The sequence below is a fragment of the [Scytonema hofmanni] UTEX 2349 genome (genome assembly GCF_000582685.1).
Taxonomy (GTDB): domain Bacteria; phylum Cyanobacteriota; class Cyanobacteriia; order Cyanobacteriales; family Nostocaceae; genus Hassallia; species Hassallia hofmanni.
Genome location: NZ_KK073768.1, coordinates 4,298,889 through 4,318,044 on the forward strand (window position 1 = coordinate 4,298,889; position 19,156 = coordinate 4,318,044).

Annotated in this window: 22 protein-coding genes; 11 read left to right on the forward strand and 11 right to left on the reverse strand. The window is 40.9% G+C overall.

Annotated elements, in window-relative coordinates:
* Positions 1 to 30: 30 nt before the first annotated feature.
* The 6 genes from TOL9009_RS0124360 to TOL9009_RS0124385 all read right to left on the reverse strand — a co-directional run bounded on the left by TOL9009_RS0124360 (position 31) and on the right by TOL9009_RS0124385 (position 5,548).
* Complete coding sequence (locus tag TOL9009_RS0124360) at positions 31 to 1,002, reverse strand: polysaccharide deacetylase family protein (RefSeq protein WP_029635379.1); 972 nt, start codon at positions 1,000 to 1,002, stop codon at positions 31 to 33.
* A complete protein-coding gene (locus tag TOL9009_RS40340; RefSeq protein WP_038296563.1) occupies positions 999 to 1,757 on the reverse strand; it encodes a methyltransferase domain-containing protein in 759 nt (252 codons plus the stop codon). Before TOL9009_RS40340 ends, TOL9009_RS0124360 begins: the two co-directional genes overlap by 4 nt.
* Positions 1,758 to 1,805: 48 nt before the next feature.
* On the reverse strand, positions 1,806 to 3,596 hold the full coding sequence (locus TOL9009_RS0124370) for an ABC transporter ATP-binding protein (RefSeq protein ID WP_029635380.1): 1,791 nt from the start codon (positions 3,594 to 3,596) through the stop codon (positions 1,806 to 1,808).
* 5 nt (positions 3,597 to 3,601) lie between these two features.
* A complete protein-coding gene (locus tag TOL9009_RS0124375; protein ID WP_260675935.1) occupies positions 3,602 to 4,909 on the reverse strand; it encodes a BaiN/RdsA family NAD(P)/FAD-dependent oxidoreductase in 1,308 nt (435 codons plus the stop codon).
* A 105-nt stretch (positions 4,910 to 5,014) separates the two neighbouring features.
* A complete protein-coding gene (rd, locus tag TOL9009_RS42660; protein WP_063628702.1) occupies positions 5,015 to 5,173 on the reverse strand; it encodes a rubredoxin in 159 nt (52 codons plus the stop codon).
* 174 nt (positions 5,174 to 5,347) lie between these two features.
* Complete coding sequence (locus TOL9009_RS0124385; protein ID WP_029635384.1) at positions 5,348 to 5,548, reverse strand: hypothetical protein; 201 nt, start codon at positions 5,546 to 5,548, stop codon at positions 5,348 to 5,350.
* 857 nt (positions 5,549 to 6,405) lie between these two features.
* Between TOL9009_RS0124385 and TOL9009_RS0124390 the strand changes: the two genes are divergently transcribed.
* A complete protein-coding gene (locus tag TOL9009_RS0124390; protein WP_029635385.1) occupies positions 6,406 to 6,960 on the forward strand; it encodes an SRPBCC family protein in 555 nt (184 codons plus the stop codon).
* Positions 6,961 to 7,098: 138 nt separating this feature from the next.
* Entirely contained in the window at positions 7,099 to 7,674 is a 576-nt protein-coding gene (locus TOL9009_RS0124395; RefSeq protein WP_029635386.1) for a DUF924 family protein, read from the forward strand.
* Positions 7,675 to 7,790: 116 nt separating this feature from the next.
* Here the strand turns inward: TOL9009_RS0124395 and TOL9009_RS0124400 are convergent, their stop codons facing one another.
* The 4 genes from TOL9009_RS0124400 to TOL9009_RS0124415 all read right to left on the reverse strand — a co-directional run bounded on the left by TOL9009_RS0124400 (position 7,791) and on the right by TOL9009_RS0124415 (position 11,647).
* Positions 7,791 to 8,045, reverse strand: coding sequence for a Nif11-like leader peptide family natural product precursor (locus tag TOL9009_RS0124400; RefSeq protein WP_029635387.1), 255 nt, complete (start codon positions 8,043 to 8,045; stop codon positions 7,791 to 7,793).
* Between the two features lie 315 nt (positions 8,046 to 8,360).
* Positions 8,361 to 10,979, reverse strand: a complete 2,619-nt coding sequence (gene clpB / locus TOL9009_RS0124405; RefSeq protein ID WP_029635389.1) for an ATP-dependent chaperone ClpB — start codon at positions 10,977 to 10,979, stop codon at positions 8,361 to 8,363.
* Between the two features lie 180 nt (positions 10,980 to 11,159).
* Positions 11,160 to 11,381, reverse strand: a complete 222-nt coding sequence (locus tag TOL9009_RS43815) for a hypothetical protein (protein ID WP_072022164.1) — start codon at positions 11,379 to 11,381, stop codon at positions 11,160 to 11,162.
* Positions 11,378 to 11,647, reverse strand: coding sequence for a ribbon-helix-helix domain-containing protein (locus tag TOL9009_RS0124415; protein ID WP_029635393.1), 270 nt, complete (start codon positions 11,645 to 11,647; stop codon positions 11,378 to 11,380). The genes TOL9009_RS43815 and TOL9009_RS0124415 overlap by 4 nt, the downstream gene beginning before the upstream one ends.
* 279 nt (positions 11,648 to 11,926) lie before the next feature.
* Here TOL9009_RS0124415 and TOL9009_RS0124420 point away from each other — a divergent pair, with 279 nt between their 5' ends.
* From TOL9009_RS0124420 to TOL9009_RS0124440, 5 genes are all read left to right on the forward strand, one after another.
* Positions 11,927 to 12,118, forward strand: a complete 192-nt coding sequence (locus TOL9009_RS0124420; RefSeq protein WP_029635395.1) for a DUF6888 family protein — start codon at positions 11,927 to 11,929, stop codon at positions 12,116 to 12,118.
* Positions 12,102 to 12,299, forward strand: a complete 198-nt coding sequence (locus TOL9009_RS0124425; RefSeq protein WP_029635397.1) for a DUF6887 family protein — start codon at positions 12,102 to 12,104, stop codon at positions 12,297 to 12,299. The genes TOL9009_RS0124420 and TOL9009_RS0124425 overlap by 17 nt, the downstream gene beginning before the upstream one ends.
* Before the next feature lie 453 nt (positions 12,300 to 12,752).
* Positions 12,753 to 13,253 (forward strand): helix-turn-helix domain-containing protein, encoded by a 501-nt coding sequence (locus TOL9009_RS40345; RefSeq protein ID WP_038296566.1) that lies wholly within the window; start codon positions 12,753 to 12,755, stop codon positions 13,251 to 13,253.
* 52 nt (positions 13,254 to 13,305) lie between these two features.
* On the forward strand, positions 13,306 to 13,956 hold the full coding sequence (locus TOL9009_RS0124435; protein WP_029635399.1) for an IS630 family transposase: 651 nt from the start codon (positions 13,306 to 13,308) through the stop codon (positions 13,954 to 13,956).
* Positions 13,957 to 14,000: 44 nt separating this feature from the next.
* On the forward strand, positions 14,001 to 14,363 hold the full coding sequence (locus TOL9009_RS0124440) for a hypothetical protein (RefSeq protein WP_029635401.1): 363 nt from the start codon (positions 14,001 to 14,003) through the stop codon (positions 14,361 to 14,363).
* 69 nt (positions 14,364 to 14,432) lie between these two features.
* Here the strand turns inward: TOL9009_RS0124440 and TOL9009_RS0124445 are convergent, their stop codons facing one another.
* Entirely contained in the window at positions 14,433 to 14,795 is a 363-nt protein-coding gene (locus tag TOL9009_RS0124445) for a hypothetical protein (protein WP_029635403.1), read from the reverse strand.
* Positions 14,796 to 14,912: 117 nt separating this feature from the next.
* Here TOL9009_RS0124445 and TOL9009_RS0124450 point away from each other — a divergent pair, with 117 nt between their 5' ends.
* The 4 genes from TOL9009_RS0124450 to TOL9009_RS0124465 all read left to right on the forward strand — a co-directional run bounded on the left by TOL9009_RS0124450 (position 14,913) and on the right by TOL9009_RS0124465 (position 19,047).
* Complete coding sequence (locus TOL9009_RS0124450; protein WP_029635405.1) at positions 14,913 to 15,167, forward strand: TIGR02450 family Trp-rich protein; 255 nt, start codon at positions 14,913 to 14,915, stop codon at positions 15,165 to 15,167.
* Positions 15,168 to 15,860: 693 nt separating this feature from the next.
* A complete protein-coding gene (gene bchL, locus TOL9009_RS0124455; protein WP_029635407.1) occupies positions 15,861 to 16,727 on the forward strand; it encodes a ferredoxin:protochlorophyllide reductase (ATP-dependent) iron-sulfur ATP-binding protein in 867 nt (288 codons plus the stop codon).
* 30 nt (positions 16,728 to 16,757) lie between these two features.
* Entirely contained in the window at positions 16,758 to 17,573 is an 816-nt protein-coding gene (locus TOL9009_RS0124460) for a DUF5331 domain-containing protein (protein WP_029635409.1), read from the forward strand.
* 70 nt (positions 17,574 to 17,643) lie between these two features.
* Positions 17,644 to 19,047 carry a ferredoxin:protochlorophyllide reductase (ATP-dependent) subunit N gene (locus tag TOL9009_RS0124465; RefSeq protein WP_029635411.1) on the forward strand — a complete coding sequence of 468 codons (1,404 nt, stop codon included), beginning with the start codon at positions 17,644 to 17,646 and terminating at the stop codon, positions 19,045 to 19,047.
* The last annotated feature ends 109 nt before the right edge of the window (positions 19,048 to 19,156 follow it).

Genomic DNA, 19,156 nt, shown 5'->3' on the forward strand with positions numbered 1-19,156 from the left:
GCTGAGGGAAGCGCAAAGTAACGCAGAGTTTTAGTTAAGGAACCACTTTGATAATTGTTTGGCAAATTCTTCTCCATTCCAATTTTCGACGGGAAAGCGGGGTAGTTGAAAGCGATCGCTATTTTTATCGACTATGTTTGCAGAAGTACTGCAAGCGCAGGTAAATCCAGCTTGGCGGACTATCTCGCTGGTTTCGTTGTTATAATTTCCGTGGGGATAGGCAAAACTTTCGATTGCATGTCCGAAAATCTCTTCTAGTTGAGCTTTATTTTCTTGAATTTCTTTTTGCTGTGCTTGGGGTGAAATTGTGGTAAGAAATGGATGTGTCACTGTATGACCACCAATTTCGATGATGTTTCCTGGTTGTAAATTAGATAGTTCTTTTAATGTCATCATCCGGTGAGTTGGACGTAATTCTGGTTCTTTATTTGCCCATAAAAGTAGTTGATCTAGAATATGCGATCGCTCTGGGGCAGGTAAGGGGTAAAGTATTTTATAAAGTGCGTAGTAAAGATAATAACATTCATTGTTGTTTGAAGTCTTCCATTCATAACTAATGCCGTTAATATTTAAAGACAAAATTTCGGGTAAAGTCCCTGGTTGTAGCAATATCCTCTCTAATTCATCAGACCAAAATTCCCGCTCTTGTTGCATGTATCCTGTTGTCAGAAAGATAGTAGCGGGAATTTCATACTTTTCTAATAAAGGTTTAGCGTTATACAAATTATCGCTGTAACCATCATCAAAGGTGATGACTATTTGACGATGGGGACGCTTACCATTTTTCAATGTTTGGTTTAATTGTTGTAAGCGGACTGTGCAACCAAGTTTTTTTAATACTTGCAAATGTTCGGCAAAATAAGATGGACTGACGCACAATTTCCAAGGATCGAATTCAATTTCAGTTACCCTATGGTACATGAGAATCAATCCTCCTGGTGCGAAGCGGTTTCGCACTCTAGAAGCTATTCGCTTTAATTTGCCGCTTCCAGGTATCTTCATGATGTTTCCTGCGGTTTGACAGCACGGACAGTTATTAGTAGTTCATATGAACGATCGCGGTGATCTAATTCTGATGAATCTAATTCTTTGGTTGCTAAACCTTGCAAAAAGGCGATCGCTGTTAACACATTTCCGTAACTCTCTACTTGAATATTTGCTTCTGGGAAGAACTCTGCAAACAGCCGTTTTCCTGATTGGCTGGTAAAATTCCAACACCAGTAATCTCCCCATTCGTCGGGAGGTGTCAGACTAATACCGGAAAATGTAGCTAGGACTACTCCACCTGGTTTGAGAATACGGTATATTGTGTTAAGTGCTGCGCGGGTATCGTAAATACATTGCAATGTTTGCGTCAGAATAAAGCAGTCAAAGTTATCTGAAGCTATGTGTTCCGCGTTAGTTAAATCACCAACGATGGTTGCATGGGGATTACCTTCAACTATATGAAGTACATCACTTTGGGTGACATTATTACCTCCAAATTGCCGCGTGTATGAATTATCACCAATTTCTAGTACATGTCCTTTGACATCAGCGGCATTTTTGGTGAGAAACTTTTCTATATAGTAACGGTCAATGGGTAAACCCCGGTCATAGCCAAAATGTCGGCTAATTGGTGTTAATCCTCGCAGACTACCAAAGTCTACTTTTCCCACCGGTGGGATATATTTGTCACCTTTTAATTGTATTCCTACCCAACGGTGAACAAAACCTGGAAATGTGCGTCTGGCAATTGAGCTTAGGGTGTCTTTCATCTATTTAGCTAATCATTGTTTATTTAAAAGTAATTAAAACTTATATTTTCAGTTTTCAACTACACCGTATTGTAAATGATAAAGCTGGGTAAATAACCCATTAAGTTTTAACAATTGTTGAAAATTTCCTTGTTCTACAACTCGTCCTTCCTGTAATACAAGGATTTTATCTGCTTGTTCAATTGTGGATAAACGATGGGCGATAATAATTACTGTGCGATTTTGACCAAATGTATTAATTGCCTCTTGAATTATGTTTTCCGAAACGCTATCGAGTGCGTTAGTAGCTTCGTCGAGAATAAATATTTGGGGATCTCGGATAATAGCACGAGCTAAAGCTATGCGCTGTCTTTGTCCGCCAGAAAGACGAACGCCGCGATCGCCTAGTATGGTATCATAGCCTTCAGGAAATTTAGCGATAAACTCATGAGCGTTTGCTTGTTTAGCCGCGTTGATAATTTCGGCTTCTGTAGCATCTAAACGACCGTAAGCGATGTTGTCCCGCACTGTGGTATTAAAAACATAAATGTCTTGGCTGACAATTGCAATGTGACTTCTAAAAGATGCTAAATCTAATTCTCGTAAAGGATGCTCGTCAACGTAAATTTCCCCTTCTGTAACGTCATAAAAACGGCAAATTAAGCCGATAAGTGTCGATTTGCCGGCTCCTGAAGGTCCAACGATAGCTGTGGTTTTTCCTTTTATAATAGAAAAAGAAACTTCTTGAAGTGCAGGTTTATCTGTAGGATTGTAGCGGAAACCGACAGATTGAAATGTGAGCGATCGCTTTAATCCATGACAATAAACATTTCCTGTCCGAATAAATTGTTGGTCGGGAATTTCTAATAGAGATACAACATCTTCAACTGATGCTAATAAGCCAATTAAATTTACGCGATCGGTATCTAATTTTCTCACCGATGGCTGTAAGCGATAAAGCATAAATATAAAGGTTAACAAAGTCGGTAGATTCGCTTTATTTTGCAAAGCGATAATCATAATACACACCAATAAAGCCACCGATAAAACTTCCGAAAGTGGTCCCGATATGGTGTAAAGTTTAGCCAATTTTAGTGCGGCAAAACTTACCTCATTTGTTAGGTTCTCAAAACGCTTATATTCGTAAGCTTCTCGACCAAAAGCTCTAATTACCCTCATTCCATAAAAGCCTTCGATCATCCGATTAACCAAGCGATCGTTTGCTTGTACTGCTTCTCTTCCTAACTTCTTTGTTTTTCGTGTTACTTGCTGAATTATGAATGAAATGCCTAATAAAGCAACCGCTACTAAAAAAGTCAGTTGCCAAGAAGTTAGCATTAAAAAGATTACAAAAACAATAACTGTAGAGAAATTGATGATTAAATTAATTAAAAGTAATATAGCATCACATGCACGCCAACTTTCAGTATGCAGTGTATTGACTAATTTACCTGATTGCTTAGAGTCTAAAAAACTATAACTAACAGTTAATATCTGCTGATAAAGTTTAGATACTAATTGAGAACCAATACCCCAATAAAGCCAAACTGAAAGAAGCGAACTACTATAAGCAAGTAGATTTTTGAGGAGAACGCACCCGAAAATAGTTAAGGGAATAATTATTACCCGATTACTTGGGGGAATATCACTAAATAATCGATTTAAAATAGTTCCTAAAAATGTTCCATTTCCTGACTGAGAATTTACTGGTTCTAAACTTTGAAGAAATGGAATAAATAAACTAATTCCCAAGCCTTCCGATAAAGAAGTTAAAATTCCTAAGATGATAATTACTGGAATTGCCCACGGGTAAAGATTTAACAGTGGAAATAGTTTTTTAATTATACCCGAACTTTTCATTATCTTTAATCGTTACTTGCCATTGCTAAACCGGCTAAATATCCTGTAGTCCAAGCACTTTGGAAGTTAAAACCGCCGGTAACTCCATCAATATCGAGGATTTCTCCAGCAAAATAAAGTCCTGGTACTATTTGACTTTCCATTGTCTTAAAGTTAACTTCTTTTAAATTGACACCACCACAAGTAACAAATTCATCTTTGAAAACACCTTTACCGTTGATTAAATATTCTCCTTGAGTCAGTTCTTGAACAAGTTTATTTAATTGTTTGTTAGTTATTTCTGCCCAGCGTTGTTCTGTAGTAATATCTGAACGGGCAATGATATATTGCCACAAACGGTGCGGTAAATCAACACCACGATGTAAAGCGATCGCTTTCTTTCCCCATTCATTTTTAACTGCTAAGATTTTTTGCCGCACTTCATCTTGCTGGAAATCAGGCAACCAATTTATCATCAAAGTGGCTTGATAGTGACTTTCGCGTAACACTCTGGCACCCCAAGCCGAAAGTTTCAACACCGCAGGTCCACTCAAACCCCAATGAGTAATTAGCAAAGGTCCAGTTTGTTCTAATTGAGATTTTCCACCAGATAACAAGCGCAAACGCACCGATTCTACACTAATGCCGGCTAATGAGCGCAATTGTTCATCACCAATATTAAAAGTAAATAAAGAAGGAACAGGCACTTCAACTTTATGACCGAATTCTTTCGCTATTTTATAGCCTACAGGGTTGCTTCCCGTTGCCAAGAGCAAGCGATCGCTTAATATAATTTCTCCCGACTTGAAAATAATTTCAAACTTTTCTATTTTCCGTGCTTTTAAAGGTAAATTTTCTTGGGATGTTGTTTCTCCCAGTCCCCAGTCCCCAGTCCCCAGTCCCCAGTCCCCTTGAAGCCGTTTTACACCAACAACAGGTGCAGAAGTGCGAATTTCTACTCCAGTTTCCGAAGCAGTATTCAGCAAACAATTGACAATCGTTTCCGAAGTATTCGTAATGGGAAACATCCGTCCATCAGCTTCAGTTTTCAGCGGTACTCCATGCATCGCAAACCAAGTTATCGTATCTTTGGTTTGAAAGCGAGAAAAAGCACCCCGGAGGGCTTTTCCACCTCTGGGATAATTTTGCACTAAAATGGCTGGGTCAAAACAAGCGTGAGTGACATTACAGCGTCCCCCACCAGAAACGCGAACCTTCGCCAATACTTGCTGGCTAGCTTCGATTAAAATAACATGGGCGTGTCGATTCGCTTCCTTCGTAGCGATCGCGCTAAAAAATCCCGCTGCCCCACCTCCAATGACAACAACTTTCAATTGCAATAGACTTGAATTCCCTAATAAAATAACAGCATCTTAATTCTAGGCTAGTACAAGAAGTATGAAGGCTAAAGGATAAAACTAAGAGCTTTATTTCTGCGGTTATGCGGGTTCAAAATCTTCTTTACTTACACCGCAAACCGGGCATACCCAATCCTCTGGTATATCTTCAAAAGCTGTCCCTGGTTCAATTCCGCCATCTGGATCGCCCACTTCTGGATCGTATTCATACCCGCAGGTGTTACATACATACTTTTGCATATTTCCCTCCTCTGTTGAATCATCCGTATCCTCTGATATCTTACACCCTAGAAGGGTGAAGCTATACGAACAAAGCCTGCCTTCGCAGGCTCTATATTTAGCCTGCGAAGGCAGGCTTCGTTTGTGTAGCCCCAGGCTTCCAGCCTGCGGGCGTTTTTGCGTTTTTGCGCTACACTAAAATCGCCACCAAGTTTTTTGCATGTAACTGAGAATCGCCAAAGCGATCGCCGCCAAAAATAACAGCCAAATTACACCTCCCGGCATAAAACCGAGAATACCAAAGCCTCTGAGTACCCAAACGGCGATCGCAATTCCAAAAAGGAAGCCGCAAGTTTGGGTTAATAGACGATTTAATTTATTAGAAGTTTGACTCACGTAATTGCCCGCTTGATCGCAACAGCTTATCAAAGCATAACGAAAAGACAAAAACTTCATAATTTTACGTCATATAGGACTTACGCATGGACTACGTATTTCCGTCATTGCGACGCAAGGAAGCAATCTCAAAGTCTTGTTTTCTCGTGACTGAGTGCGTAAGTCCTAGTCATAGACTAGTTCCGCGATTTCAAATCTCTGGTTATGCACCCCAGTTCTTGAAGATCCCCCTAAATCCCCCTTTTTAACAGGGCTGTTTCATTCGACAAGGTATGTATTTTGTCAAGACCATTGGCGATAAATATTTGGGCTTTAGTCATGAATTGTTGACCAAGTTGAAGCCTAATATTGAATGCCTTGCTTATTTTTCATCTCCTGAACCCTTGATTTTTAAAGGCTTTTAGGGAATGAAACAGCCCTGCCTTTTTAAGGGGAGAATAAGTCCCCCTTAAAAAGCTCCGGTGTACACACAAGTCCTGTTTGCCCTCAAGCTAAAGCTTGGGGCTAAACAAACAAAGCCCATCTTGTCCTAAGGGACACGCTTCGCGAACATGGGCTAAATACAGAAAAAACTAATTCTAGCCTGCGTAGGCAGGCTTCGTTTTTATAGCCCCAGACTTCCAGTCTGAGGGGCTTTGAGTGACTTTAAAGCTAGTTGAGTATTTTCCCATGAAGGGAATTTTCATCATAAAATTACATACTTTTCTCTAAATTTTGGGAATAATAACCTTATAAGGACTTTTTTCCGGAAAATTTACTTATGGAAGTGGAACTACAATTAGTTGGCTGTCATCGATGAAGTTAAAGACTTTACATTTGAACTACGTAAGTGGCTTTGAGGAGTAACCAAAATCAATATGTCTGCATTTTATATCCCAAATATTACTACAGGTGACGATATGACTTGGAGTCAAGACAAGCAAAAATTATTGATGCAGGGTGAGATTTTGGTGGAAACGCGATCGCACAATGCTTGGGGTGGTACTGTCACCGCTTGGATGTATGTACCTTTAGTGCGATCGCATGTCTGGCAGCAATTAACAGATTACCCGCGTTGGGTGCAATATTTTCCTGATATTACAAAGAGCGAAATTATACAAAGAGGTGAAGTGAAACGCCTGTATCAAGCTGCACAAAAAGCATTTTTATTTTTCACGGCACAAGTAGAAATCTACCTCAACGTCGCCGAAGAAATTGGGCAGAAAATTCAATTTAAAATGGAAAAAGGAACTTTTGAAGACTTTACAGCTAATTTAGAGTTAAAAGATTGTGGTAACGGCACAATGCTAGCTTATACTGTCCAAGCTACGCCTAATATTCCCATACCATCAATGTTTATTCAACAAGCAATGAATTTAGAATTGCCCGCAAATATGCGTAAGATGCGACAAGTGCTTTGTAAAGGTCAGTAATGGCATGTCTGGTAAATTACTTACTTTTGTAAAGACGTTCCGGCGGAACGTCTCTAGCATGTAAAGACGTTCCGGCGGAATGTCTCTACGACGGTAGGTTTTTATTACTATTAATTAGATTGACATAATATCACATCAATGTCACAGGCAAAACCTATTTTAGAATTTTGGTTTGGTCATCCCGACGAACCGAGTTACGGTAAACCTCGAAAAACTTGGTTTAATAAAACACCAGAGTTTGATGAGGAACTGCGAACTCGATTCGGCACAGATTACCAAAAAGCGGCAGGGGGACACTTAGACGATTGGATCGATTTACCGGAAACTTGTCTAGCGCTGATTTTGTTATTAGATCAGTTTCCCCGAAGTATATTTCGGGATACTCCTGAAGCCTTCGCTACTGATTGGGAAGCACTTTCAGCAGCGCAGCAAGCGATCGCACTCGGTTACGATCGCCATTTTTTGCCTGTACAACGCTGGTTTGTCTACTTACCTTTTGAACACAGCGAAAATCTACATCATCAGCATCAGAGTGTAAAGCTATTTGAGCAACTCAGTCACGATCCTGACAGTGCCAGTGCGATCGAATATGCATATCGTCACCTGGAAATAATTGAGCGTTTTGGACGATTTCCTCATCGTAATGCAATTTTAGGGCGCACTTCCACCCCAGAGGAAATAGAATTTTTACAGCAACCAGCTTCAAGTTTTTAGAGGTAATTTACTAGAAAAGACGCTTTCCCCACTGGAGAAAGCGTCTTTGTTTGTAGTCATGTCAAAACCTATATTCTAAAATTATTCAGTTAAAAGATATAAAAATGCCAATTAATTCAAGACATATGCCCGTATTGGGATAAATTTAGCGATTGACTAGAAAAACTTGGCTCATTTCCAAACCAGACTTGATCTAAATCATTTTCACTAAAGCTGTAACCCAGATTATCCGCAAAATCAACAATCTTGCTTTTATCCCAATGATAGCTGCCTAAAAATCCCAGACGACAGCACTTATTGTAATATTGCTCGTAAATAACTTGATTTGAACTCACAAGGTTATAAAAAGCGTCAACCTGTTCTAAAGACATAAAATTTCTCCTCCAATGATTGTTATTTGTGCATTTATTAAAAACTACATTACTTAACTAGATAATTCCGGGTTGAATAATCGACTTAAGTATTCAAGTATAAATAAAAGCATTTAACGTAGTAAGCACTCCAGTGCTTAAAAATGAATGCGATTGAGCGGTAAACCGCTCACTACGAATCAAAAGTATATTTTATCTTTAATTACGCCCACTTACTTAGTGAGATATATGAATAAATAAAAACACCATACCATCGTAGAGACGTTCCGGTGGAACGTCTCTACAATAGGTCAGGGGTCTTAATCTTGCATCTAATTAGCCGGTAAATACCTCAGCCGGCAAGCGATTGAAAGACAAGCGCTCATTCTGCACATCCACAAAAATCGTGTCTCCATCGTTGAATTCACCACGCAAGATAGCTTTGGCAATTTGAGTTTCTAACTCCCGCTGAATCGCTCTCTTTAAAGGACGTGCGCCAAATACAGGGTCATATCCTACTTCTGCCAAAAAGTCAAGAGCAGAATCGGAAAGTTTCAGAGAAATCTTGCGATCGCTCAATCTTTTCCGCAGTCTTTCTACTTGCAACAGCACAATATGCCGCAATTCTTGTTTCCGCAATGCATGGAAGATAATTGTTTCATCAATGCGGTTGAGAAACTCCGGACGGAAGCTATTTCGCATCGCCTCCATCACGCGATGTTGCATTTCATCATAACGTGAATCATCCCCCGCCACATCTAAAATATACTGCGAACCGATGTTGCTGGTCATAATGATGATCGTATTTTTAAAGTCAACTTTATGACCTTGGGCATCAGTTACACGTCCATCATCAAGAATTTGCAGGAAGATATTAAATACATCGGGGTGTGCTTTTTCGATTTCGTCGAATAGCAACACTGCATAAGGACGACGGCGAATAGTTTCGGTGAGTTGTCCACCCTCATCATATCCCACGTATCCGGGAGGCGCACCGATGAGGCGAGAAACTGCGTGTTTCTCCATATATTCAGACATATCAATTCGCACTAAAGCTTCTTCAGTGTCGAAGAGATATGCTGCTAGCGCTTTCGCTAATTCAGTTTTACCCACACCGGTAGGACCGAGGAAAATAAAGCTAGCAATGGGACGATTGGGATCTGCAAGTCCAGCACGCGATCGCTGAATTGCATCTGCGACAGCTGTTACCGCTTCATTTTGTCCGACAACCCGGTGATGCAGTTCGTCTTCTAATTGCAACAGTTTCTCCTTCTCAGATTCCACCAACTTGCTGATAGGAATCCCCGTCCACTTAGAAATAACTTCCGCAATATCAACTTCGGTTACTTCTTCCCGCAACAGTGATTTTCCACTTTTTTGAGTTTGGGCAAGTTCACTTTCTGCCGCTTCTAATCGACGATGTAAATCTGTTAATTTGCCATATTTCAACTCAGCAGCGCGGTTCAGATCGTAGTCGCGTTCTGCTTGTTGAATTTCCAGATTTACCCGTTCAATATCTTGTTTAACAGACTGAATTTTGGTGATAATATCTTTTTCAGACTGCCATTGAGTACTGAGCGTTCTTTGTTCTTCTTTAAAATCCGCAAGTTCTTTTTCTAGTCTTTCTAAACGTTCGCGAGAACCTGCATCGCTTTCTTTTTGGAGAGAAAGCCTTTCCATTTCTAATTGAAGAATTTTGCGGTCAATTTCGTCGAGTTCTTCAGGTTTGGAGGTAATCTCCATTTTCAGTCTCGCTGCGGCTTCATCTACCAAGTCGATCGCTTTATCGGGAAGAAAGCGATCGCTAATATATCGACTCGACAAGATAGCAGCGGCAACTAAAGCACTATCAGAAATCTTTACCCCGTGGTGGTTTTCATAACGTTCTCTCAACCCCCGCAAAATCGAAATAGCATCTTCTACAGTCGGTTGATCGACATAAACCTGCTGGAAACGTCTTTCCAAAGCGGCATCTTTTTCGATATACTTCCGATATTCATCAAGAGTTGTCGCCCCGATACAGCGCAATTCACCCCGCGCTAACATCGGTTTTAACAAGTTACCTGCGTCCATCGCGCCTTGAGTTGCACCCGCGCCCACTACGGTATGAATTTCATCGATAAATAATACAATATTGCCGCCAGATTCAGTAACTTCTTTTAATACTGCTTTGAGACGTTCTTCAAATTCACCCCGGAATTTTGCCCCCGCAATCAAAGCACCCATATCTAAAGCTATCAGCTTGCGGTCTTTGAGGGACTGAGGGACATCACCGGCGATAATCCGCTGTGCTAATCCTTCAGCGATCGCAGTTTTGCCAACACCAGGTTCCCCAATAAGTACGGGGTTATTTTTAGTACGACGGGAGAGAATTTGCACAGTGCGGCGAATTTCATCATCTCGTCCAATCACTGGATCAAGTTTACCTTGACGGGCAGCTTCTGTGAGGTCACGCCCATATTTTTCCAGTGCTTCATATTTGCCTTCTGGATTTTGGTCGGTCACTTTCTGGTTCCCACGAATTTGTTTAATGATATTCTTTAATTTGCCTTCGTCTAATCCAAATTCTTGGAATAAACTTTTGCCAAAACGGTCATCTTTGGCGTAGGACAGTAATAAGTGTTCAATAGAGATGTATTCGTCTTGAAATTCTTTGCGATAGCCATCAGCGCGATCTAGCAGAGTATCCAAGCTACGTCCTAAGTAGACGGAACTACTGCTACCGGATACTTTCGGCTGACGTTGAATAAATTCTTCAGTGCGATCGCGTAATTTTTGGAGATTTACACCCGTTTTGGTAAAAACAGCGCTAGCGAGTCCTTCTTGTTCTAGCAGCGCTTTCATTAAATGTTCGCTTTCGATCTGCTGGAGTTGATATTGTTTAGCAATATCTGGAGTGTGCGCGATCGCTTCCCAGGCTTTTTCGGTAAATTGGTTCGGGTTAGTGGGTTGCATAGGCTTTTGACTCAACTAACGAATGAAGCCGTTTAAACAGCGCTTCTGTGAAAAACAATAAAATTTCTTCTGATAAACTGATTGTAAAAAGACCCGCACAACTACGAAGATCGGTCTTTACGTCATTCTCAAGTAGGATTACCGTCCGGCAAAAAACCTCACCCCCTTCCCCTCTCCTTGCTAAGGAGAGGGGTGTCCGGAACGGACGGGGTGAGGTTCTGTGGCAGTTCCAAGACGATATAGCAACAAATTATAAGTCTCCAAATATACAGGAAATGGAACTACAACTGTTAAATTTTTTAGCTCTATACGCTGTAGTTCAGCTTGCGATCGCTCATGATATTGGTCATCTACATCTACAGCAGCATATAAAGGTCCAGTGTCAGCGATTATGGCTCTCAATGTATATTTGGTGGTAATTTCTGCGATGCTTGTTCAGCGAGAATTTTATCGTGATTGACTGAGGTATCTTGAAAACCACTTCCCTTTGGTGCAGGAGTCAGGTGTAAACTTTGTCGTTGCGGGGGTAAATAGCCACGTTGGGTTAAAAATTCTTTGAGCGCAGTTTCTACAATCGCATTAGCTGGTAAGGAAACTTCGCGATCGCGGATATAAGAATTGAGAGCATCATCTAGCTCATCTGGTAGTGTAATGTTTATAGATTGCATAAGCTACTGACACCATCAACAACTAATTGTAGGGTAACGCAAGGTGATGCGATCGCACTTGCCCGACACCTGCGTAATTCACTTTATTTAAAACAGGACTTACGCATGGACTACGTATTTCCGTCATTGCGACGCAAGGAAGCAATCTCAAAGTCTTGTTTTCTCGTAACGAGTGCGTAAGTCCTATAAAAAATGAATTTATAAGCTTGTGGCATTGTCAATAACTAATTTAAAAGTAACGCTTCGTTGTAATTGCTATGTCACAATTGAGGAAAGACTATTCTACCCACGGCAAAGCAAGGAATCGAATGCATCAAGGTGTGTCAGATGTTATCCAATCTGTATCAGGATATTCATTTATTTCGATTTGATGAAAAAACAGGAGAGATATATATTCTGGCTGGAGAAACTATCGAAATTATTATCAACCGTGAGGGAATCTGGGAGTTTGTAAATGAAGCCGGATTTTGAGAAAATGCCTAGAGCCGAACTGAGAGCTTATGTACTGGCACATCGAGAAGATATTGAAGCATTGCGTATTTTAATGAGTCGTCGCAATCCCAACGCTAAACAGTATAAGTTTCCCGATACTGAAGAAGGTTGGCAACAAATGGAAGAAGTATTCCGGCACCAAATTGAAGGTGAAGAGTAAAAAGCTTTACGTAGGGCATGTTACTCCGTTAACACACCATTATAATTAGGCACGTTATGGTTAATGTCGTGCGTTAGTCTATAAAGGTTCAGTGTCGGCAATTATGGCTCTCAACGTATATTTGGCGGTAATTTATTCGATGCTTCTTCAGCTAGAATTTTATCGTGATTTGCTTCGGAGATAATTTATGTCTGAAAAATTAAGAAATATTCTCAATCAACACCACAATTTAAAAACTCTAAACAATCTTTTATCTAGTACAGCACGGCGTAAGTAACAGACCCATAGTATGAGATACTAAGCAAGAAAGATAAATACAGGACTTACGCAAAAACTCTCTCGCTCCTCTTATACCTTCTCCTGTCGGAGAGGCTGCGCGAACGTGCTTCGTTTTTCGATGATTTTGCGTAAGTCCTAAAATAGTAATAAGAGCAGAATGCAAGGAACGAAGAGGTGGCACAATTAGCTCCAAAATCCTTAACCCTAAGTGAGTGCGATCGCTTAGAACTAGAAAAATTCATAAATCGTCATAGCGCACAACAACAAATCGTACTGAGAGCCAAAATTATCTTGCTGGCAGATGAAGGAAAAAATAACCGAGAAATTGCACGACAATTAAACATCAACCGAGTCATGGCTCGTAGATGGCGAGATCGATGGTTAGAGTTAAGCGAGCGCTCCTTACCGGTAATTGAGAGATTACAAGACTCAGAACGTACTGGTGCGCCTACGAAATTTAGTATGGAGCAAGTAGTCGATTTATTCGCCTTGGCGTGTTCACAACCAGAGGATTATGGACGACCTATCAGCCATTGGACTGGAGGAGAACTTGCGGACGAAATGGTAAAACAGGGCATCGTCGAAAGAATATCTCCACGTCACGTCGGACGACTATTAGAAGAAGCTCAAATCAAACCACACCAGAATCGGTACTGGTTGACACCCCCCCCTTGATGAAGAATTTGATGCCAAAGTCCACAACATTACTAATCTATATCTAACTGCTATGGAACGTGACGTTGTTGGAGAAAGGACAGTGTGTACTGATGAAATGACTGGTATTCAAGCAATTGAGCGTTTATATAAAGACTTACCATTACGACCGGGAAAAGTTAAACGACAAGAATTTGAGTATATCCGTCATGGAACACAAGCATTAATTGCCAATTTCAATGTCGTCACTGGTCAAATCATCAATCCAACTTGCGGAGATACCAGAACTGAAGAAGACTTTGCCCAAAACATCCGTAAAATAGTTGAGAGCGACCCTGATGCCAAAAAATGGCATTTAATTATGGATTGTCTCAACACCCATCAATCTGAATCCTTAGTTCGTCTAGTTGCAGAAAAAGAAGGGTTAAATATCGACCTCGGCGTCAAAGGCGAAAGTGGTATTCTCAAATCAATGCGATCGCGTGCAGCATTTTTAAGCGACCCAACACATAAGATTGTTTTCAATTACACCCCCAAACATTCTTCTTGGCTGAATCAAATTGAGATTTGGTTTAGTATCCTAATGCGTAAGTTACTCAAGCGTGCAAGCTTTTCCAGTAAAGATAACCTTAAAACTCGTATCCTCGACTTTATCGACTATTTTAATCGCACTATGGCAAAACCATTTAAGTGGACTTATAAGGGTAAGGTTTTAGCTGTTTAATAGGTACCCAATTTCCGCCGCGCTGTACTAGTTCTAGTTCCATAATGTTTATCGAGCATCAAGCAGATTCTGAATCTCCATCCCCTACGGCTCTCTGGAAAATGATTGTAGGTTTTGATATTTATCCTAACAAAAAAATATCTGAAACTGTACCTTTAAGGGAGGTAAATGCGTGGTTTCAAGAAACACTCTGGGATCTGAATCTTAGTAAAGAAATTTATATATCAATTGGAGGATTAAGTGGCTTGTCTTGGGCTAAGATAAAGATATTATCTGAAGAAAATTGGCTATTGCAGATTTGGGAACACGGAAATCACGAAATCATTGTTTTAAACGATCAAAAGAATAAAGCCATTTGTCTTTTAGAAGAAGAATATTTTTGGGAAATGTATATATTATCAATTTAGTGAAAGTGCCAGACAGTCTTTCTGCTCTTTACCATACATATTCACTACACCAGGGGAAATCGAAGCACGTCAGGTATTAGACACGCGTAGCAATTCCCAAGGCAAATGTGCCAATCCCAAAGCGACACGTTCCGTTTCTCGGTTCAATCCGTGCGCTTCACTAGTTTGGATTAAATCTAGATAAATCGTTTGTTCATCCGTCTCATCCAGCGACTTTCTCAGCCATCCTTCCTTGCCATCCAACCAAGAATAAAGCTGGCGTCCAATTTCGGTAAGATAGGATAGGCGATCGCTTTCCTTAGAGTAGTAATTTTCCTCGCACTGCTCAATTAGTGCTAATAACTCTACTTTATCTAAGCGACGTGACCCATAATCACAGCGCAATTCAAAAGTTTGCTGTTGACTAAGGGCAAAAGTGAAGGTTACAGCCATAACTTGAATCAGTACATTCCACAATCACCTTCACCGTTTTATCACACAATTCCGGAATTTATATTGACCCTTGTACAGACGTTCCGACGGAACGTCTCTACCATTGACCCTTAAAAAATGCCTAAAAAACCAAAATTTCCTTACTTAGTCGGTTCCAAATGGACAGCGCAGCAAAAAGTAGATGGTTGGCGACACTTCCAAGTCGTCAACCGCAAAAATCAAGCTAAGTGGGTTTATGCTGAGATGGTTGCTGCTTGTGACCCTAACGTTCGTTTCTGGCTCAATGCCAAATTACTACAAGATAATTCTCAATGGCAAGCCGGCTGGCAAACATTACAAGAAATCAGGGCAGTAGAAGACGATGTATCTTAAGCCTTAAAAATCTTTGATTTTGTGTTAGTCCACGTAGGTGGACTTTGTAAATTTAGCCCCAGGCTTATAGCCTGTGGGCGGTTGTTCCAAGGTATTTAATAAAATTTAACCAATATTCCGGAAATTAATAATTTTTTACAAATAACTAGAAATCAGTCAAAAATAGCGATCGCCTAATCTCGCTTTACTACCCAATTACCCAATTATTATCATTGACAAAAGCAACTTTATTTGCATTTTCGCCATCAAAACCTGGATTTCCAAGGCTGAAAACTGAGCTTATCCTAACCAATCTAACTTACACAGCCTTTACTGTCAGTACTCCAGCCTATCTGATAAACCACTCCTAGCTGAAATTGCCATGAACAATCAGTTACTTCTATGAAAATCATTGAAATAGGCAATTCAGCTTTTTGTCTTTTGTAACTAATTTTAATTAATTAAATAGAAAAAATCTGAATTTTGACTTTTTTAAACCTTTATATAGTTTCATAGCGGATTTAAACCAAAAATATGATTACTTAAGACAAAATATGCATAATATAACCCTATGACAGATTAACCGCCACTTTCTTTTACATTCGATTTAGACAATAATGACGAAGACCTCACACATCGCGCCTTGTGCGGCTAGGTGAAGGCAAATGTTTCAGCCAAGAGTTTGAAAAGAAACTATAAAAGAGGCAAACAAAAGTGAAATTAGCAGTTTACGGAAAAGGTGGTATCGGTAAATCCACAACCAGCTGTAACATCTCCGTAGCCCTAGCCAGACGCGGAAAGAAAGTTCTCCAAATAGGGTGTGACCCAAAACACGATAGTACTTTTACCTTGACCGGGTTTTTGATTCCGACAATTATCGACACCCTGCAAGAAAAAGACTATCACTACGAAGATGTCTGGCCCGAAGATGTAATCTATAAAGGCTACGGCGGTGTCGATTGTGTTGAAGCCGGTGGTCCGCCTGCTGGTGCTGGATGTGGCGGTTACGTCGTTGGCGAAACCGTAAAATTACTCAAAGAACTCAACGCTTTTGATGAGTACGATGTGATTTTATTTGACGTTCTCGGTGACGTTGTATGTGGTGGTTTTGCAGCACCTCTCAACTATGCTGATTACTGCTTGATTGTTACCGACAACGGCTTTGATGCTTTATTTGCTGCAAATCGGATTGCCGCTTCAGTACGCGAAAAAGCACGTACTCACCCATTGCGTTTAGCTGGTTTAATCGGTAATCGCACTTCCAAACGCGACTTGATCGAGAAATACATAGAAGCAGTACCTATGCCAGTACTGGAAGTATTACCTTTGATAGAAGACATCCGTGTTTCTCGCGTTAAAGGCAAGACTTTATTTGAAATGGCAGAGAACGATCCTTCTCTGAACTACGTTTGCGATTACTACCTCAGCATCGCCGACCAAATTTTAGCGCGTCCAGAAGGTGTTGTACCTAACGACACCCCAGACCGAGAATTGTTCTCTTTGTTGTCTGATTTTTACTTAAATCCGAGTAAACCCCAGGTTACTAATCCGGAAGAGCAATTAGACTTGATGATTGTATAAATCATCTATTTTCTCAGGATGAGGGACAACATGGCTTTCTTTTACAGCTTTACAGATTCTTTAAAACAAAAGTGGTTGCAATTTTTCCAGGTGAATCGTGACTGGATTACTCTCCACATGCAGGTGGAGTCGGTTTACACCCCCGATGGTGGAAAGCGACCCTCGTCTTACCTCATCCTGGGAGTCGTTAACGCACTAGAACCGAAGCTAGCCCAATTAATGCTGCCGTTTGCGAAATTGAATCCAGACGCAGATACTTTGGTCGAAGTGCTGGATTTACATTTCGATCCTGATATGGCTTTGGGCAACAGCGGGATGCCCAAAGTAGAAGAATATATGGAATCAGAAGGAGTCACGCAGGGAAAGTCCCATGATGAAACCTTCACGATTCCCAATGAAAATGGCTTTGGGGAAGAGGCGATAATTCACGAGTTCGTGATGGTAGATTCTCATCAAGAAATGCTGATCCCAGATGAGTTTAGCCAAATGTCCATAGGTAAAATCGCTGAAGTACCAGTGCATAATGTAACTGAAACTGGATTTGGCGATATTTCCTTCAGTAACGGGCAGAACTCAAACCAAACACCCAGCATCGAATCTGTTGATGATTTTGGCGATATTTCCTTTGATGACTTGAAGGATAGCGACAGCAAAATCTCCGCAGGAACTGCACCAGAACCTAACTTGGAGCAAAACATGCTGGATGATTTGGATACACCAGACGAAAATGCTTTTGGCGACGTGTTGTCTGATGTCTGGAGTGAAGAAAAATCAGCTTCAGGAGAAGATTTGCCATCTGGCATTTTTGACGACTCGGAAATTGCCCGCCTTTTCCCCAACACGTAATTACAAAGTTGTAAAGACGCGATATGTCGCGTCTCTACAACTTTAAATACCACGGGGAGAAAATAATAAAATGACTGCTACTCAAGAACCATCAGCTTTAAATTTTGAGTGTGAAACTGGTAATTATCATACGTTCTGCCCGATTAGCTGCGTAGCGTGGCTATACCAAAAAATTGAAGATAGTTTCTTTTTGGTGATTGGGACAAAGACTTGTGGCTACTTCTTACAAAACGCGATGGGGGTGATGATTTTTGCTGAACCCCGCTATGCAATGGCTGAGTTGGAAGAAGGAGATATTTCCGCACAGTTGAATGATTATGAAGAGTTAAAGCGGTTGTGCTTGCAAATTAAACGCGATCGCAACCCCAGTGTAATTGTCTGGATTGGCACTTGCACCACGGAAATCATCAAAACTGACTTGGAAGGTTTGGCACCCAAGCTAGAATCGGAAATTGGTATCCCTATAGTAGTAGCGCGTGCTAACGGTCTAGATTACGCCTTTACTCAAGGAGAAGACACCGTATTAGCTGCGATGGCTAATCGCTGTCCTGATAAGTCTCCGGTAGCGGAAACAGAGAAAAACGAGCGGAATGCGATCGCTAAATTACTCAACTTTGGTAAAAAGAAAGAAGAAGTAGCCCAAGATGAATCTGAGTACGTAGATCATCCGCCTTTGGTTTTATTTGGTTCTCTCCCCGATCCGGTTGTCACTCAGTTAACTTTAGAACTGAAGAGACAAGGTATAAAAGTTTCTGGTTGGTTGCCCGCCAAGCGCTTTACTGAATTGCCTGTACTCGAAGAAGGGTATTATGTCTCTGGTGTCAACCCTTTTCTCAGCCGTACAGCTACCACTTTAATGCGTCGCCGCAAATGTAAGCTAATTGGCTCACCTTTCCCCATTGGACCCGATGGCACCCGCGCTTGGATTGAGAAAATCTGCTCGGTGTTTGGTATTACTCCGAAAGGTTTGGATGAGCGGGAAGCGCAAATCTGGGAAGGTTTAGAAGATTATGTAAAATTGATTCGCGGCAAGTCTGTATTCTTCATGGGTGATAACTTGCTGGAAGTCTCTTTAGCGCGGTTCCTGGTGCGCTGTGGGATGACTGTTCAGGAAATTGGTATCCCCTACATGGATAAGCGCTATCAAGCTGCTGAGTTGATTTTGTTGGAGAAAACTTGTCAAGAAATGGGTTCACCCCTGCCTTCTATTGTCGAGAAGCCGGATAATTACAATCAACTTCAGCGGATTTATGAGTTGAAGCCTGATTTGGTGATTACTGGGATGGCTCATGCTAATCCGTTGGAAGCACGCGGGATTAATACTAAGTGGTCTGTGGAATTCACTTTTGCTCAAATTCACGGCTTTACGAATGCGCGGGATATTTTGGAGTTGGTGACTCGTCCGTTGCGTCGAAATAACAATTTGAAAGATTTGGGTTGGGATAAGTTGGTGAGAGAAGACGCTAAGGTTTAGGGTTTTTATTGAGCGAGATTATGTTAAGTTAGGCGAACTTTGGGTTCGCCTTTTTTGTACGAACCGCAGAGGACTCAGAGAGAAAAGAGCGCTCTATACTTCTACAAAA

Coding starts and splice junctions, on each gene's coding strand:
- TOL9009_RS0124370 (WP_029635380.1), bottom strand. CDS start 3,596: ATGAAAAGTTCGGGTATAATTAAAAAACTATTTCCACTGTTAAATCTT.
- TOL9009_RS0124460 (WP_029635409.1), top strand. CDS start 16,758: ATGGCTTTCTTTTACAGCTTTACAGATTCTTTAAAACAAAAGTGGTTG.
- TOL9009_RS0124445 (WP_029635403.1), bottom strand. CDS start 14,795: ATGGCTGTAACCTTCACTTTTGCCCTTAGTCAACAGCAAACTTTTGAA.
- TOL9009_RS0124450 (WP_029635405.1), top strand. CDS start 14,913: ATGCCTAAAAAACCAAAATTTCCTTACTTAGTCGGTTCCAAATGGACA.
- TOL9009_RS0124415 (WP_029635393.1), bottom strand. CDS start 11,647: ATGCAATCTATAAACATTACACTACCAGATGAGCTAGATGATGCTCTC.
- TOL9009_RS0124395 (WP_029635386.1), top strand. CDS start 7,099: ATGTCACAGGCAAAACCTATTTTAGAATTTTGGTTTGGTCATCCCGAC.
- TOL9009_RS0124360 (WP_029635379.1), bottom strand. CDS start 1,002: ATGAAGATACCTGGAAGCGGCAAATTAAAGCGAATAGCTTCTAGAGTG.
- TOL9009_RS0124440 (WP_029635401.1), top strand. CDS start 14,001: ATGTTTATCGAGCATCAAGCAGATTCTGAATCTCCATCCCCTACGGCT.
- TOL9009_RS0124425 (WP_029635397.1), top strand. CDS start 12,102: ATGAAGCCGGATTTTGAGAAAATGCCTAGAGCCGAACTGAGAGCTTAT.
- TOL9009_RS0124435 (WP_029635399.1), top strand. CDS start 13,306: ATGGAACGTGACGTTGTTGGAGAAAGGACAGTGTGTACTGATGAAATG.
- TOL9009_RS0124465 (WP_029635411.1), top strand. CDS start 17,644: ATGACTGCTACTCAAGAACCATCAGCTTTAAATTTTGAGTGTGAAACT.
- TOL9009_RS0124390 (WP_029635385.1), top strand. CDS start 6,406: ATGTCTGCATTTTATATCCCAAATATTACTACAGGTGACGATATGACT.
- TOL9009_RS40340 (WP_038296563.1), bottom strand. CDS start 1,757: ATGAAAGACACCCTAAGCTCAATTGCCAGACGCACATTTCCAGGTTTT.
- TOL9009_RS0124400 (WP_029635387.1), bottom strand. CDS start 8,045: ATGTCTTTAGAACAGGTTGACGCTTTTTATAACCTTGTGAGTTCAAAT.
- rd (WP_063628702.1), bottom strand. CDS start 5,173: ATGCAAAAGTATGTATGTAACACCTGCGGGTATGAATACGATCCAGAA.
- clpB (WP_029635389.1), bottom strand. CDS start 10,979: ATGCAACCCACTAACCCGAACCAATTTACCGAAAAAGCCTGGGAAGCG.